Annotated in this window: 11 protein-coding genes; 9 read left to right on the top strand and 2 right to left on the bottom strand. The window is 71.9% G+C overall.

The features are described 5' to 3' along the window. Positions 1–169 precede the first annotated feature (169 nt). The 8 genes from IFU40_RS06700 (at position 170) to ndk (ending at position 11,615) form a co-directional block, all read left to right on the top strand. Complete coding sequence (locus tag IFU40_RS06700; RefSeq protein ID WP_191925824.1) at positions 170–1,783, top strand: ABC transporter substrate-binding protein; 1,614 nt, start codon at positions 170–172, stop codon at positions 1,781–1,783. 14 nt (positions 1,784–1,797) lie between these two features. Further along, positions 1,798–2,775 carry an ABC transporter permease gene (locus tag IFU40_RS06695; RefSeq protein ID WP_191925823.1) on the top strand — a complete coding sequence of 326 codons (978 nt, stop codon included), beginning with the start codon at positions 1,798–1,800 and terminating at the stop codon, positions 2,773–2,775. Further along, positions 2,772–3,581 carry an ABC transporter permease gene (locus IFU40_RS06690; RefSeq protein ID WP_342343494.1) on the top strand — a complete coding sequence of 270 codons (810 nt, stop codon included), beginning with the start codon at positions 2,772–2,774 and terminating at the stop codon, positions 3,579–3,581. The genes IFU40_RS06695 and IFU40_RS06690 overlap by 4 nt, the downstream gene beginning before the upstream one ends. Further along, positions 3,578–5,245, top strand: coding sequence for a dipeptide ABC transporter ATP-binding protein (locus IFU40_RS06685; RefSeq protein WP_191925822.1), 1,668 nt, complete (start codon positions 3,578–3,580; stop codon positions 5,243–5,245). The genes IFU40_RS06690 and IFU40_RS06685 overlap by 4 nt, the downstream gene beginning before the upstream one ends. A gap of 777 nt (positions 5,246–6,022) precedes the next feature. After that, positions 6,023–9,436, top strand: coding sequence for an isoleucine--tRNA ligase (gene ileS, locus IFU40_RS06680; RefSeq protein WP_191925821.1), 3,414 nt, complete (start codon positions 6,023–6,025; stop codon positions 9,434–9,436). Continuing rightward, complete coding sequence (locus IFU40_RS06675; protein ID WP_191925820.1) at positions 9,433–10,785, top strand: bifunctional folylpolyglutamate synthase/dihydrofolate synthase; 1,353 nt, start codon at positions 9,433–9,435, stop codon at positions 10,783–10,785. Before ileS ends, IFU40_RS06675 begins: the two co-directional genes overlap by 4 nt. 26 nt (positions 10,786–10,811) lie before the next feature. Then, positions 10,812–11,195 carry a DUF4233 domain-containing protein gene (locus tag IFU40_RS06670; RefSeq protein ID WP_342343493.1) on the top strand — a complete coding sequence of 128 codons (384 nt, stop codon included), beginning with the start codon at positions 10,812–10,814 and terminating at the stop codon, positions 11,193–11,195. Between the two features lie 3 nt (positions 11,196–11,198). Beyond that, a complete protein-coding gene (gene ndk, locus IFU40_RS06665; protein WP_055836910.1) occupies positions 11,199–11,615 on the top strand; it encodes a nucleoside-diphosphate kinase in 417 nt (138 codons plus the stop codon). Between the two features lie 111 nt (positions 11,616–11,726). On the opposite strand, the gene IFU40_RS06660 is transcribed toward ndk, so the two are convergent. Further along, positions 11,727–11,963: a PLDc N-terminal domain-containing protein gene (locus IFU40_RS06660; RefSeq protein ID WP_191925818.1), complete on the bottom strand. Its 237-nt coding sequence runs from the start codon at positions 11,961–11,963 to the stop codon at positions 11,727–11,729. A gap of 81 nt (positions 11,964–12,044) precedes the next feature. Then, positions 12,045–12,641: a vitamin K epoxide reductase family protein gene (locus IFU40_RS06655; protein ID WP_070407908.1), complete on the bottom strand. Its 597-nt coding sequence runs from the start codon at positions 12,639–12,641 to the stop codon at positions 12,045–12,047. Positions 12,642–12,920: 279 nt separating this feature from the next. Between IFU40_RS06655 and IFU40_RS06650 the strand changes: the two genes are divergently transcribed. Then, entirely contained in the window at positions 12,921–15,590 is a 2,670-nt protein-coding gene (locus IFU40_RS06650) for an Rne/Rng family ribonuclease (protein WP_191925817.1), read from the top strand. Positions 15,591–15,643 lie beyond the last annotated feature (53 nt).

Below are 15,643 nucleotides of genomic sequence, written 5' to 3'. Positions count from 1 at the left end.
CGCCGTGCGCGCGTGGCGCCGGCGGGCGCGTGCTCGGCGATGTGCGCAAAGTCCGTGGGGCGGGGTGGATGCCGAGGTGCACAACGGCCCACGGCGTCGAGGTTTCCGCACCGCGTCCAGGAACCCGGGTAGTCTGAAACCTCCCCATCGAAAACTCTGAGGTTCGTCCATGCCTTCTTCGCTCTCCCGTCGCGTGCTGTCGGCGGTCGCCGTCGCCGCGGTCGCCGCCCTTTCCCTGTCGGCGTGCTCCGGCTCCGACCCGGGCGCCTCGGGCGACGGCGAGATCGTCTGGGCGATCGAGGGCGCGAACCTCTCGGCCGGGCACATGGACCCGCAGACGAGCCAGCTCGACGTGTCGGCCATGGTGCAGCGCGCGGTGCTCGACTCGCTCGTGTTCCAAGAGGCCGACGGTTCGTTCTCGCCGTGGCTCGCCGAGTCGTGGGACGTCGAAGACGGCGGCGCGAGCTACCTCTTCCGCCTCCGCACCGACGTCACCTTCCACGACGGCACGCCCTTCGACGCGGCGGCCGTGAAGGCGAACTTCGACCGCATCGTCGATCCCGACACGGCGTCGGCGCAGGCGGCATCCATGCTCGGCGGCGACCTGTACGCCGGCACCGACGTGGTCGACGAGCACACGGTGCGCGTGCGTTTCTCGCAGCCCTACGCCCCGTTCCTGCAGGCCGCGAGCACGGCGCTGCTCGGGTTCTACTCCCCGGCCGTGCTCGAGACGAAGGCCGACCAGCTCAAGGCCGGCGGCCCCGGCGTCACGGTGGGCACCGGCCCGTTCGAGCTGACCGAGTACACGCCCGACCAGGACATCGTGTACACCCGCAACGACGACTACACGTGGGGACCCGACGGGGGCGGCAAGCCCGCTTTCCAGACCCTGCGCGTCGACATCCTGCCCGAGGCCTCGGTGCGCGTCGGCGCACTGTCGAGCGGCCAGGCCGACGTCGTGACCAACCTGCCCCCGAACCTCGTCAGCCAGGTCCCCGCCGATGACACCGTGGAGTCGATCGAGTACCCCGGCCTGCCCTACTCGCTGTTCCTCAACGAGAAATACGGCGTCTTCGCCGACGAGAAGGTGCGCCAGGCCTTCACGCGGGCCATCGACGTCGACACCGCCGTGCAGGAGATCTTCTTCGGCCAGTACCCGCGCGCCTGGAGCATCCTCGGCTCCACGACTCCCGGCTACGACGCGAGCCTCGAGAACTCGTGGCCCTTCGACGCGGCCGCCGCCGGCGCCCTGCTCGATGAGGCCGGATGGACCGGACGGGATGCCGATGGCATCCGCACCAAGGACGGCCAGCGCCTCACGGCCCGCTGGATCGCCTGGACCCCCGTGCCCGACGACCGCGCCGCACTCGCCAACGCCGTGCAGAGCGACCTCAAGGCGGTCGGATTCGACCTGCAGCGCGAGGTGCTGGAGCCCGGTGCGTACAACGAGCAGTACGGCCCGAAGACCTACGACGTCACCGACTGGGGCTTCTCGGGCGTCGACGCCGATCTGCTGCGCAGCCACCTCGCCACCGACGGCTTCCAGAACGCCTCGCAGGTGAGCGACCCCACCGTCGACGCGCTGCTCGCCGAGGGCGCGTCGACCACCGACCCCACCGCGCGCGCCGAGATCTACGCCCAGGTGCAGCAGTGGAACGCTCAGCACGCCGCGATCGTGCCCCTGTACAGCCCCGCGCTCATCAGCGCCGTCCGTCCCGACGTGACCGGCCTGACGTTCGACCTCTACGGTCGGCCGCTGTTCGCCACGGCCGCCGTCGGCTGAGACTCGGACCCGGAATGCCACGATCTCGCTCGCGCGCCCTGCTGAGGCGCATCGGCGGGATCGTGGCATCCGTCGTCGTGGTGCTGTGGGGGGCGGCGACGCTGGCGTTCGTGGCGTTCCGCATCATCCCCGGCGATCCGGTCGACGTCATGCTCGGCCCGCAGGCGCAGGTGAGCGACGCGGTGAAAGACGGGATCCGCCGCGAGCTGGGCCTCGACCGCCCGGTCTTCGAGCAGTACGGCGCTTTCCTCGGCCGGCTGCTGCGCGGCGACCTGGGGGAGTCGTACCAGTTGCGCCAGCCCGTGACCGAGGTGATCGGGCGTCAGCTCGGACCCACGCTGCAGCTCTCCGCCCTCGCACTCGTGATCGCGGTGCTGCTGGCCCTGGCCAGCGCCCTGCTCGTGCGCGGGCGGACGGGCCGCGCACTGGCATCCGGGATCGAACTCGTCGTGCTCTCCTCGCCGGTGTTCTGGACGGGACTCGTGCTGCTGTCGGTCTTCTCCTTCCAGCTGGGGTGGTTCCCCGTGTCGGGCGCGAGGGATGCCGCGGCCCTCGTGCTGCCCGCGGTGACCCTCGCTCTGCCGGTCGCCGCGCTGCTGTCGCAGGTGCTGCGTGACGGCGTGGAGTCGGCCGAACGGGAACCGTTCCTCACCACCGTCCGTGCCCGCGGGGCGACGCCGCTGCGCGAGAGCGTGCACCACACCCTGCGCCACGCGAGCGTCGGCGGCGTGACGCTCGCGGCCTACCTCGTCGGCTCGCTGCTGGGGGGTGCGGTGCTGGTCGAGACGGTGTTCGCGCGTCCTGGAATCGGCCGCGTGACCCTCACCGCGATCACCGATCGCGACCTGCCCGTCATCACGGGAGTCATCCTGCTGAGCGCCCTCGTCTTCGTCGTCGTGAACACGGTGGTCGACCTCGTCGTGCCCGTGCTCGACCCGAGGCTGCGGCGGGCCGACGCCGCCCTGCGCGCCCGGGTGGGGGTGCCGGGGTGAGGGGCCGCGTCGTCGCGCTGAGCACGGCGGGCGCCGTTCTCGCCGTCGTCGCCCTCGCCGCCTTCGCGCCGGGGCTGCTGGCCACCCACGACCCGCTGCTGACCGACGTGCGGGCGGCGCTCCAGCCGCCGAGCAGCGCCCACTGGTTCGGCACCGACCAGAGCGGACGCGACGTCTACTCGCGCGTGGTCTTCGGCGCGGGACGCTCGGTGGGCATCGGACTGCTCGCGACGGGGCTCGCGCTGGTCGTGGGCGTGATCGTCGGGTCGCTGTCGGCGATGGCACCGCGCCTGGTCGACGCCGCGGCGATGCGCGTCGTCGACGTGCTGCTGGCGTTCCCCGAGTTCCTCGTCGCACTGCTGGTCGTCGCCGTTCTCGGTCCCGGCCCGGTCAACGTCGCGGTGGCCGTCACGATCGCCGCCGTCCCCGTGTACGTGCGCCTGGCGCGTGCGCAGACGCGCACCTCGGCCGCCGCCGAGCACGTCGAAGCGGCGCGCATCGTGGGGGTTCCGGCAGTCACCGTGCACGTGCGGCACGTGCTGCCGGGAGTGCTGGGCGCGGTGAGCGTGCTGGGCACCATCGGCATCGGCACGAGCATCCTCGCCGCCGCCGGCTTGAGCTTCCTGGGCCTCGGACCGACCGAACCGACACCGGAGTGGGGGCTCATGCTCTCGGCCGGGCGCAACCTGCTGCTGCAGGCGCCCTGGGTCGCCGTGTTCCCGGGCCTCGCGATCACCGCGACGGTGGTCAGCGTGAGCGTCGTCGGTCGTATCCTGCGGGCGCGGGCCGAGGAGCGCGGCGTATGAGCGGGCGAGAGGGGCGGGGCGTGAGGGCGGCGGGCGGGGGCGGCGCGGGCGGGAGCGGCGCGGGCGGCGGGAGCGGGGCGAGCGTGGGCAGCGCGGGCGGGGGCGCCGCGGGCGGCGTGCACGTGCGCGGGCTCCGCATCGCCGACGGTGACACTGAGCTCGTCCGCGGACTCGACCTCGACGTCGCGCCGGGGGAGTGCGTCGCGATCGTGGGGGAATCGGGCACGGGCAAGTCGCTGAGCGCCCGCGCACTGCTCGGACTGTTGCCGCGCACGCTGTCGTGGAGCGCCGACGCCCTGCGCATCGACGGCGTCGACGCGCGCGCCCTCGGCGAGCGGGCCTGGCGCAGGCTCCGGGGGCGACGCATCGCCCTCGTGTCGCAGGACGCCCTGGTCTCGCTCGACCCCTTGCGCCGGATCGGCGCCGAGGTTGCCGAGCCCCTGCGCATCCACGAACCCGCCGTGCGCGGCGACGCCCTGCGCGATCGGGTGCGCGCGGTGCTGGAACGCGTGGCCCTGCCCGAGCCCGAGCGTCGCGTGCGGCAGTACCCGCACGAGCTGTCGGGCGGCCTGCGCCAACGCGCGCTGCTCGCCTCGGCGTTGGCGGCGGGTCCCGGCATCCTGGTCGCCGACGAGCCCACGACGGCACTGGATGCCACCGTGCAGGCGCGCGTGCTCGATCAGGTGCGCGCGATCGCCGACAGCGGCGTGGCCGTGGTGTTCATCAGCCACGACCTGGCTGCCGTCCGCCGCGTGGCCGACCGGGTGATCGTGCTGCACGACGGACGCGCGATCGAGACGGGGACCACGGCCGAGGTGATGGCCGCGCCCCGAGACCCCCACACCCGGGCGCTGGTCGATGCCACCCGGCATCCGCCGCTGCATCGCGCCCCCCGCACCGACGCTCCGCTGGCCTCGGGCACCTCTCTGACGAAGCGGTTCGGCGACCGCGCGGCGGTCGACGACGTCTCGTTCGCCGTGCGGCGCGGTCGCACGCTCGCCGTCGTCGGGGAGTCGGGCTCGGGCAAGACGACGCTCGCGCGCATGATCGTCGGCGTCACCGAACCGGATGCCGGGACCCTGACCTTCGACGGCCGCCCGTGGTCGCCCCGCGCGGCCAGGGGCGCCGCCCGTCGTCGCGTGCAGCTCGTACAGCAGAACCCCTGGGGCGCCCTCGACCCGCGTTGGAGCGTCGGACGCACGCTCGGCGAGGCGGTCGCCGCCGCGGGTGTGCCGCGGGCCGGCCGTCGGGCCGCGGTCGGCGACCTGCTCGACGAGGTGGGGCTCGGCTCGGCGTTCGGCCGACGGCTTCCGGCCCAGCTGTCGGGTGGTCAGCGCCAGCGCGTCGCGATCGCTCGCGCCCTCGCCGCCGACCCCGACCTGCTCGTGCTCGACGAGCCGGTGTCGGCGCTCGACGCGACGGTGCGCGAGCGGATCCTCGAACGGTTGCTCGCCCTCCAGCGCGAGCGCGACCTCGCGATGGTGTTCATCACTCACGATCTCGACGTCGTGGCCTCGATCGCCGACGACGTCATCGTGATGAAGGACGGCCGCGTTGTGGACTCGGGCACGGTGTCGTGCGTCTTCGCCGATCCCCGGCATCCGTTCACGAGGGAGTTGCTCGCCGCGGCGGGCGTGGGTCCCGGCCCGTCCACCGCCGGGTGAGCTGCGCGCGCCCGCCCGCACGCGCGACTGCGCGACTGCCGGCCGTCGGCAGCGGGCGGCCGACCGCACGGGCGCAGCCCCGTTGAGTGTCCAGGACACGCCGTGCCCGCACCGCTCCATGCGGCGTGTCTTGGACACTCAACGCCTCTGTCGGCCCCCGCGTGCGGTCGCCGGGACCCCGCGCGCGACTGCAGGCAGCGGCACGGGCCGTCAGCCCGCGCGCGACGCAACCCCGTTGAGTGTCCAGGACACGCCGCAACTGCACCGCCACACGCGGCGTGTCTTGGACACTCAACGCCTCTGCCGACCCGGTCGCGCGACCGCCCCCGGGCCCGCGCCCGGCCCGAGCCCGCCCGTCCGGCGGCACCGGGTGCCGACCGCGCGGGCGCAGCCCCGTTGAGTGTCCAGGACACACCGCACCCGCACCGCCACACGCGGCGTGTCTCGGACACTCAACGCCCTTGCTGCCCCACGCCCGCAACCGCCGCCCCACGCCCGCACCACCCCCCGCGACGCAACCTCAAGCCCCGCCGCACCCCGCCGCACCCCACCGCACCGCACAACAGCCCGAGCGCGTAGACTGGGCGCATCAGCACCGATCCGGCCATCACCGGGGAGCTCTCGGAAGAAACGGGTCACGGCCCGCGGTAGAACCGAGCGGGGCAGGCCCGTCATCGCCGCAGTGAGAGAGGCGTCCTCGCGAGAGGGCGCAACGCAGGGTGGTACCGCGGTCCGCAAGGGTCGTCCCGGCGAGTGAACCTCGACCCGCGGAGTGACATGACCTACCCACGCCCCTCATCCTTCGGCCCCGCCGCCGACGCGTCCGCGAGCCCGGATGCCACCACCCCGGCGTCCGCGGCATCCGTCGTCCCGAGCCCTCGCTTCCCGGCGATCGAGAACGACACCCTCGCGTTCTGGGAGGCCGACGACACCTTCCGCGCGTCGATCGCGAACCGCGACGGCGGCGAGGAGTGGGTGTTCTACGACGGCCCTCCCTTCGCCAACGGCCTGCCGCACTACGGGCACCTGCTCACCGGGTACGCCAAAGACGTGTTCCCGCGCTTCCAGACCATGCGCGGCAAGAAGGTCGACCGCGTCTTCGGGTGGGACACCCACGGTCTCCCGGCCGAGCTCGAGGCCATGAAGCAGCTCGGGATCACCGAGAAGGACGAGATCGAGCGCATGGGCGTTGCGACCTTCAACGCCAAGGCCCGCGAGTCGGTGCTGGAGTACACGCGCGACTGGCAGGACTACGTCACCCGCCAGGCCCGCTGGGTCGACTTCGACCGCGGGTACAAGACGCTCGACACGACCTACATGGAGAGCGTGCTCTGGGCCTTCAAGACGCTCCACGACAAGGGCCTCGCGTACGAGGGCTACCGCGTGCTGCCGTACTGCTGGCGCGATGAGACCCCCCTGTCGACGCACGAGCTGCGCATGGACGACGACGTCTACAAGATGCGCCAGGACCCCTCGGTCACCGTGACCTTCCCGCTCGTCGGTGCAAAGGCCGAGGCGCTCGGGCTCACCGGCGTGCGGGCGCTGGCGTGGACGACGACGCCGTGGACCCTGCCGACGAACCTCGCTCTCGCGGTGGGTCCCGGCATCCGGTACGCGGTCATCGAGGGCGGTCCCCACGGTGCCGCCGACGTGCACCGCGCCCCCGACGGCACCCCCGACGAAGCGATCGAGGCCACCGCCCACCGCTATCTGCTCGCCGAAGACCTGCTGCCGGGCTACGCGAAGGACCTGGGGTACGAGACCCCGGATGCCGCCCGCCAGGCCGTGCAGACCACGCTCACCGGCGCCGAGCTCGAGGGCGTGTCGTACGACCGCCTCTTCGACTACTACGCCGACGCCGAGACGTGGGGGACCGGCAACGCCTGGAAGATCCTCGTCGACGACTACGTCACCGTCAGCGACGGCACGGGCATCGTGCACCAGGCGCCCGCGTACGGTGAGGACGACAAGCGCCTCGCCGACGCCGCGGGCCTGCCGACGATCATCTCGCTCGACGACGGCGGCCGGTTCCTCTCGGCCGTGACCGACGTGGCCGGCGAGCTGTGGATGGAGGCCAACCGGCCCCTCATCCGCCTGCTCACGCAGCAGGGCCGTCTGCTGCGCGAGGCGTCGTACGAGCACTCGTACCCGCACTGCTGGCGCTGCCGGAACCCCCTGATCTACAAGGCCGTGTCGAGCTGGTTCGTGCGGGTGACCGAGATCAAGGACGACCTGCTGGCGAACAACCAGCAGATCACCTGGGTGCCCGAGAACGTCAAGGAAGGTCAGTTCGGCAAGTGGCTCGAGGGCGCACGCGACTGGTCGATCAGCCGCAACCGCTACTGGGGCTCGCCGATCCCGGTGTGGAAGAGCGACGACGCGAACTACCCGCGCGTCGACGTGTACGGCTCTCTCGCCGACATCGAGGCCGACTTCGGCCGCCTGCCGGTGAACGGCGACGGCGAGGTCGACCTGCACCGCCCCTACATCGACGACCTCACGCGTCCGAACCCCGACGACCCGACGGGACGCTCGACGATGCGCCGCATCGAAGACGTGCTCGACGTCTGGTTCGACTCGGGCTCCATGCCGTTCGCGCAGGTGCACTACCCGTTCGAGAACCACGAGTGGTTCGACGAGCACGCCCCCGCCGACTTCATCGTCGAGTACATCGGGCAGACGCGCGGCTGGTTCTACGTCATGCACGTGCTCTCGACCGCGCTCTTCGACCGCCCGGCCTTCACGGGCGTGTCGTGCCACGGCATCGTGCTGGGCAACGACGGGCAGAAGATGTCGAAGTCGCTGCGCAACTACCCCGACGTGCGCGAGGTCTTCGACCGCGACGGCTCGGACGCCATGCGGTGGTTCCTCATGTCGTCGAGCGTGCTGCGCGGCGGCAACCTCGTCGTGACCGAGGAGGGCATCCGCTCGGGGGTGCGCGAGTTCCTGCTGCCGATGTGGAACGCGTGGTACTTCTTCGCCACGTACGCCAACGCGTCGGGGGAGGGCTACACGGCCGAGTGGCGCACCGACTCCACCGACGTGCTCGACCGCTACATCCTCGCGCTCACCGGTGACCTGGTGAAGGGCGTCGCCGCCGACCTCGAGGGGCTCGACTCCACGACCGCGGCCGAGCGTCTGCGCGACTTCGCCGAGGTGCTGACCAACTGGTACATCCGCCGCTCGCGCGACCGTTTCTGGGTGGGCGTGACCGACGACCCGACCAGCCGTGAAGCGTTCGACACGCTCTACACGGTGCTCGAAACGCTCACCCGCGTCGCCGCCCCGTTGCTGCCGCTGGTGACCGAGCGCGTGTGGCAGGGCCTGACGGGTGGGCGCAGCGTGCACCTGACCGACTGGCCCGACGCCGACGCGTTCCCCGCCGCGGCCGACATCCGCACGGCGATGGACACCGTCCGCGACGTCTCGAGCGTCGCCAACGCGCTCCGCAAGCGCGAGGGCAAGCGCGTGCGCCTGCCGCTGCCGCGCCTGACGGTGGTGACTCCGGGTGCCACCGGCTTGGCGCAGTTCGACGACATCCTGCGCGAGGAGCTCAACGTGAAGAACGTCGAGCAGGTCACCCTGCAGGCCGGCACCGCCGCCGAGTACGGCATCACGCACCGCCTGTCGGTCAACGCCCGCGCGGCGGGTCCCCGCCTGGGCAAGCAAGTGCAGCAGGCGATCAAGGCCGCCCGCGAGGGCGACTGGAACGAGGTCGACGGACGGGTCGTCGCCGGCGGCATCGCGCTGGAGCCCGCCGAGTACGACCTCGTGGTCGAGACCGCGGGTCGCCCCGAGGGCGAAGCTCTCGCCGTGCTGGCGACGGGCGGCTTCGTGCTGCTCGACACCGTCACCACCCCCGAGCTCGAAGCCGAGGGCCTGGCGCGCGACATGATCCGCGGCATCCAGGACACCCGCAAGGCCGCCGGCTTCGACGTGAGCGACCGGATCTTCCTCTCGCTCACCTTCGTCGACGACGCCGACGCGCGGGCGGTCGCCCAGGCGTTCGACGTCGCCGGCGTGGCATCCGAGACCCTCGCCGAAGCCGTCGTGCTCGCCGGCCCCGAGGGAAGGCTCATCGAACGCGGGGCCATCGCCCCCGCCGCGTACGAGACCCAGATCGCCGCGAGAACCTACGCGAACGTCGGTGCCGTCACGGTCGCCGTCGCGCGGATCGGAGCCACCGCATGAGCGACCGCACCCGAGCAGACGCCGTCTACAGCGCCCTGCTGGAACGCCAGGGGGAGCAGTGGGTGCAGCCGCGCGTCGAGCGCACACGCCGAGTGCTCGAGCTGCTCGCCGACCCGCAGCGCACCTACCGCGTCATCCACGTCACGGGCACGAACGGCAAGACCTCGACCAGCCGCATGATCGAGAGCCTGTTGCGCGGCCTGGGACTGCGTACGGGCCTGTTCACGAGCCCGCACCTCGAGCGCTTCACCGAGCGGATCCTCATCGACGGCGAACCGGTGGCGGATGCCGCGATCGCCGACGCGTGGGACGAGATCACGCCGTTCGTCGACATGGTCGACGCCGAGCTCACCGCCGACGACGATGCGCCGCTGACGTTCTTCGAGCTGCTGACGGTGCTGGCCTTCGTGGTCTGCGCCGACGCGCCGATCGACGTGCTGGTGCTCGAGGTCGGCATGGGCGGGGAGTGGGACTCCACCAACACCGCCGACGGCGACGTCGCGGTCTTCACGCCCATCGACATCGATCACACCGACCGCCTGGGCTCCACGATCACCGAGATCGCGACGGTCAAGGCGGGCATCATCAAGCCCGGCGCCGCCGTCGTCTCGGCCGCGCAGCCCGACGCGGCGCTCCGCGTCATCCGCGCACGCGCCGAGAAGGAGGGCGCGACCGTGTCGGTGGCCGGCGACGGCTTCGCGCTCGAGGCCCAGGCGCTGGCCGTCGGCGGGCAGATGCTGACGATCCGCGGGGTCGCGGGGTCGTACCCCGAGCTGTACCTGCCGCTGTACGGCGCGCACCAGGGCACCAACGCCGCCCTGGCGGTCGCGGCCGTGGAGTCGCTCATCGGCGGGGGCACGCAGCCCCTGGCCGCCGAGGTCGTGGCCGACGGCCTCGCGAACGCCACCTCGCCCGGGCGCCTTCAGCTCGTCGGGACGGCGCCGACCGTCTTCGTCGACGCGGCGCACAACCCGCACGGCGCCCGCGCGCTCGTCGCCGCCCTCGACGAGGCGTTCGACATCGACGAGTGGGGTGCCGTCGTCGGCATCCTGGACGGCAAAGACGCCCGGGGCATCATGTCGGCGCTCGTGCCCGCCGTCGCGCGCGTGTTCGCCACGGCCCCCGCGAGCGACCGCGCCAGCGACCCCGACGTGATCGCCGACGTCGCCGAGGCGGCCGACCTGCCCGTCACCGTGCACCCGACGCTCGAAGACGCCGCCGACGCGGCGCGCGCGTGGGCCGCGGAATCCGACCGGCGCGCGGTCATCATCGCCGGTTCCGTCGTGCTCGCGGGCGAGGCGCTGCGGTTGTCGGAGCTCGAGGACTGGAAGTCGGGGTGGCAGGAGTGAGCCCGCGCGCCCCACGGACCCCGCGCGTGCGGCGTCAGCGCGGTGCGCTCGAGTCGCTCGGCGCCGTCGTGCTCGGCTTCGAATCGATCGTGGTGTTCCTCGGCGGCCTGGTCGTCTACGGCCTGAAGGTGCTGCCCTTCGGCATCGAACCCTGGTGGGGCATCGTCGGCGGCGTCGTCATGGCGGTCGCCATGGTCGCCGTGGCGGGGCTGCTGCAGCATCGCGCGGCGATCGTCGTCGGCTGGGCCCTGCAGATCCTGCTGCTGCTCGGCGGATTCCTCGTTCCCGCCCTCGCGGTGGTCGCCCTCATTTTCGGCGGCATGTGGGCGTATGCCACCATCAAGGGAGCGGCACTGGACCGGCAGAACGCCCGACGCGCCGCTCATCCCGACCTCTCGAACGGAGAATGACCCATGGCTACCGAAGAGACCCTCGTCCTGGTCAAGCCCGACGGCGTCGCCCGCGGACTGACCGGCGCCATCCTCGCCCGCATCGAGGCGAAGGGCTACGCGCTCGTCGACATCCGCCTCGTCGAGCCCGATCGTGAGCGCCTCGCCCAGCACTACGCCGAGCACGAGGGCAAGCCCTTCTACGAGCCGCTGCTGGAGTTCATGCTCTCGGGCCCGTCGGTCGCGATCCGCCTCGCCGGGAACCGCGTGATCGAGGGCTTCCGCTCGCTGGCCGGCACCACCGACCCGACCACGGCCGCCCCCGGCACCATCCGCGGCGACTTCGGTCGCGACTGGGGCCTCAAGGTGCAGCAGAACCTCGTGCACGGCAGCGACAGCACCGAGTCCGCCGAACGCGAACTGGCGATCTGGTTCGCCTGATCCCGGATGCCGAGATGGCCGCCGCCCCCGAGGGGGTGGCGGCCATCGTCGTTTGATCGGCCCGCGTGGCCGCACGGCCTGTCGAATCGGATCCGCGCGGCGGCGCGTTTGTCAGCTGCGCGCGATCCCGCGCCCCGCACGACGACCGGCGGCGAGCCAGGCCACCGGTCCCAGGACGGGCACGAGCAGAATGACCACGGCCCACAGCACCACCGTCAGGGACGACAGCCGGGCCGCTCCACGGGACAGGCCGACGATCGCCCAGACGGCGAGAGCGAACGCGACCAGTGCGACGACCGCCCACACGACGTCGTAGGCGGCCGGCACCAGCGGGTTCATCACATCCATTCCTGGAGGATAGGGCCCGCGAGGCGAGCCGCGCGACTCGGATGCCCATCGCCGGGCCGGTGGGTCAGGGCCGCCGTGACCTCACAGCTGCGCGAGCACGTCGAGCCGCAGCTGCGCGATCACCGCGATGACGGCGAAGGCCACGATGCTCATCAACGGCACCCACACCATGAGACGGTCGGCGACCTCGCGCACCCGCGCGCCCGGAAGGACGCCCTCGCGCAGAACGTGCAGGGTCACGACGAAGAACGAGGGGATGACGACCGACCACGTCACCATGCACCACGGGCAGAGAGTGGCCAGAACGAACAGGCTCTGCGCGATCAGCCAGATGACGAAGGTCAGGGCCAGAGCGAAGCCCAGCCAGAAGAGGGCCCAGAACCAGCGTGCGAATCGGGCGCCGGCCAGCAGCGCGACCCCGACCACGATGGGAGCGATCCACGCCGACAGTCCGATGATCGGGTTGGGGAAGCCGAACACGCTTCCCTGCGACGACTGCAGATTGGCCGAGCACTGCACGAGGACGCTGAAGTCGCACGACGCGGCGGCCGTGGGATCCATGAGCTGGTGGAACCGCTCCATCGTCAGCGAGAACGCTGCCCACCAGCCGACGATCCCGGCGAAGATGAGCCAGACCGCCGTGACGATCGGACGACGGGTCGTGACGGTTTCGCTCATGCCGCGATTCTGCCACCGCTGACTTCTCCGCCGGCTGAAGACGGCTCGTCGTCGACCTTCTGCGGGCGAAACGCGTGGTCCGTGCGATAATGAAAGCTGATGTGACCGCGGCCGCGCCGCAGGAACATCACCCAGAAGACTTCGGGCGATGACCGCCCATCGCAGCAAGCGCCACAGGCCTGCTGCAGACCGAGTGAGTTCGCGGCCCCGCCGGGTGCGGCGCCGCATGAGATTTCGCCGGGTGACGCGCGGTGTCGCCCGCTAGGGAGTATCCCCGATATGGCCGACAAGACCGACGATCAGACCCCCGCTGACCAGGTGACGCCCGAGACCGAGGCTCCGCAATTCGAGACCCTCGCGTCCGAGACGGAGGCCGCCGCGGGATTCGTGCCCCCCGTCGACGACGAAGAGGCCGCGGTGCAGGATGCCGAGCAGGCCGCCGCCGACGATGTGGCACCCCCCGCCGTGCTCGACGAGGGATCCGACGACGCACCGGCTCAGGCCGCTGCCGGTGACGACGCTGCTGGTGACGACGTTGCCGAAGCGAACGTCGCGAGCGTCGAGGAGCCTGTCGCCGACGCGTCCGCGGCGGACCAGGGCGCCGACGCCACGGCATCCGCTGCCGAGGTCGCCGCCCCCGACGTCGCTGAGCCGGAGGCTCCGGCTCAGCCCGAGGTCGCCGCTCAGCCCGAGGCTCCCGCTCAGCCGGAGGTCTCCGCACAGCCCGAGGCCGCCACCGAGTCCGAGGCTCCCGCGCGTCCCACGGCCGTCTCGCTCGGACTGCTGCCCGAGGTCTTCGTCTCGGCCGTGTCGACGGCGCTGCACTTCTACGCCCCCGCGCTGCCGGCCTTCCCGGTGCGCGACGACGTCGATGACCGCGACGACCGTGACGAGCGCGACGACCGCGACGACGACGGCCCCCTCGAGCGCGGCTCCGCCAACGCCCGTCGCCGCAACCGCCGACGCGGCGGTGTCGACGTCGCCCCCGCCGAGCAGCACGAGGCCCCCGCAGCCCCGGTGCGACAGCGCGCGGTCGAGCTCATCACCGAGCCGCAGCGCATCAAGGGCTCCACGCGCCTCGAGGCGAAGAAGCAGCGTCGCCGCGATGGCCGCGAGGCCGGCCGTCGCCGCCCCGTCGTCACCGAGGCCGAGTTCCTCGCCCGTCGCGAGGCCGTCGACCGCGTGATGGTCGTGCGGTCCAAGGCCGGCCGCATCCAGATCGCCGTGCTCGAAGACAACGTGCTCGTCGAGCACTACGTCGCCCGCAACCAGGACGCCTCGCTCATCGGCAACGTCTACCTGGGTCGTGTGCAGAACGTGCTTCCCAGCATGGAGGCGGCGTTCGTCGACATCGGCCGCGGCCGCAACGCCGTGCTGTACTCCGGTGAAGTCGATTGGGACGGCGTCGAGACCAACAACCAGCCGCGTCGCATCGAGCTCGCGCTCAAGTCGGGCGACCGCGTCCTGGTGCAGGTCACCAAAGACCCCGTGGGACACAAGGGCGCCCGCCTGACGAGCCAGATCTCGCTGCCCGGCCGTTACCTCGTCTACGTGCCCAACGGCACGATGAACGGCATCTCGCGCAAGCTCCCCGACACCGAGCGCGCGCGCCTGAAGAAGATCCTCAAGGAGGTGCTCCCCGAATCGTCGGGCGTCATCGTCCGCACGGCCGCCGAAGGCGCCACCGAAGAGCAGCTCACCCTCGACGTGCAGCGCCTCACCTCGCAGTGGGAGCACGTCTCGAGCCAGATCAAGACCATCCAGGCCCCCGCTCTGCTGCACTCCGAGCCCGACCTGCTGGTCAAGATCGTGCGCGACGTCTTCAACGAGGACTTCACGCGCATGCTCATCCAGGGCGACGAGGCGCTGCAGACCATCTCGAGCTACCTCCAGGGCGTGGCCCCCGACCTGCTCGAGCGCGTCGAGAAGTACGAGGGCGAGCAGGACCCGTTCGACGCGTTCCGCGTCACCGAGCAGATCGAGAAGGCCCTCGACCGCAAGGTCTGGCTGCCCTCGGGCGGCTCGCTCGTGATCGACCGCACCGAGGCCATGACGGTCGTCGACGTCAACACCGGCAAGTTCGTCGGCTCGGGCGGCAACCTCGAAGAGACCGTCACCAAGAACAACCTCGAGGCGGCCGAAGAGATCGTGCGCCAGCTACGCCTGCGCGACATCGGCGGCATCATCGTCGTCGACTTCATCGACATGGTGCTCGAATCCAACCGCGATCTCGTGCTGCGTCGCCTGATCGAATGCCTCAGCCGCGACCGCACGAAGCACCAGGTCGCCGAAGTCACCTCGCTCGGCCTCGTGCAGATGACCCGCAAGAAGCTCGGACTCGGCCTGCTCGAGACCTTCAGCGAGGCGTGCGACGTGTGCGCCGGTCGCGGCGTGGTCGTGCACCACGACCCCGTCGTCAAGCACCGCCCGGCCGGGAACGGCAGCAGCAACGGCGGCGGCAACACCGGCTCGTCGAACCGCCGCGGTCGCGGGGGCAACACTCCCGCGAACGGCAACGGATCGAACGGCCACGCCGCACACGGCGGTGGCGCGTCGGCCGGAGCCTCCTCCACCGGCAACGGGGGAGCGGCGCCGACCGGCGGCACCCACGTGATCACCGAGGGCGTGAAGTCCGCTCTCGCTCAGATCGCGGCATCCACCGTGAAGCCGACCCTCGATGACCCCGCCGTGGTCGAGGCGGCCGTGGTCGCGTCGGTGGAGGCCGTCGTCGAGGCCCAGGCCGAGGCACCCGCACCGGTCCGCGAGAAGCGTCCGCGCAAGAAGCGCGAGCCCAAGGCGCCCCGTACCGAGAAGGACGCCCTTCTCGAGTCGGTGCTCGAGGCCCTCCCCGAGCCCAAGGCGCCCGGACAGGGCCGCTCACGGCGCCGTGTGACGACCGCGGCGCTCACCGGCACCCCCGTCAACGCCCAGCCCTCCAGCGAGGCCTGAGTCCGCTCCCTCGTGCGTGTGGGGCCGCGACCCATCGTTCCCGACTTCGGTCG

The sequence above is a fragment of the Microbacterium sp. CFBP 13617 genome, assembly GCF_014839445.1.
Classification (GTDB): Bacteria; Actinomycetota; Actinomycetes; order Actinomycetales; family Microbacteriaceae; genus Microbacterium.
This window is presented reverse-complemented; position numbering and strand designations above follow the sequence as displayed.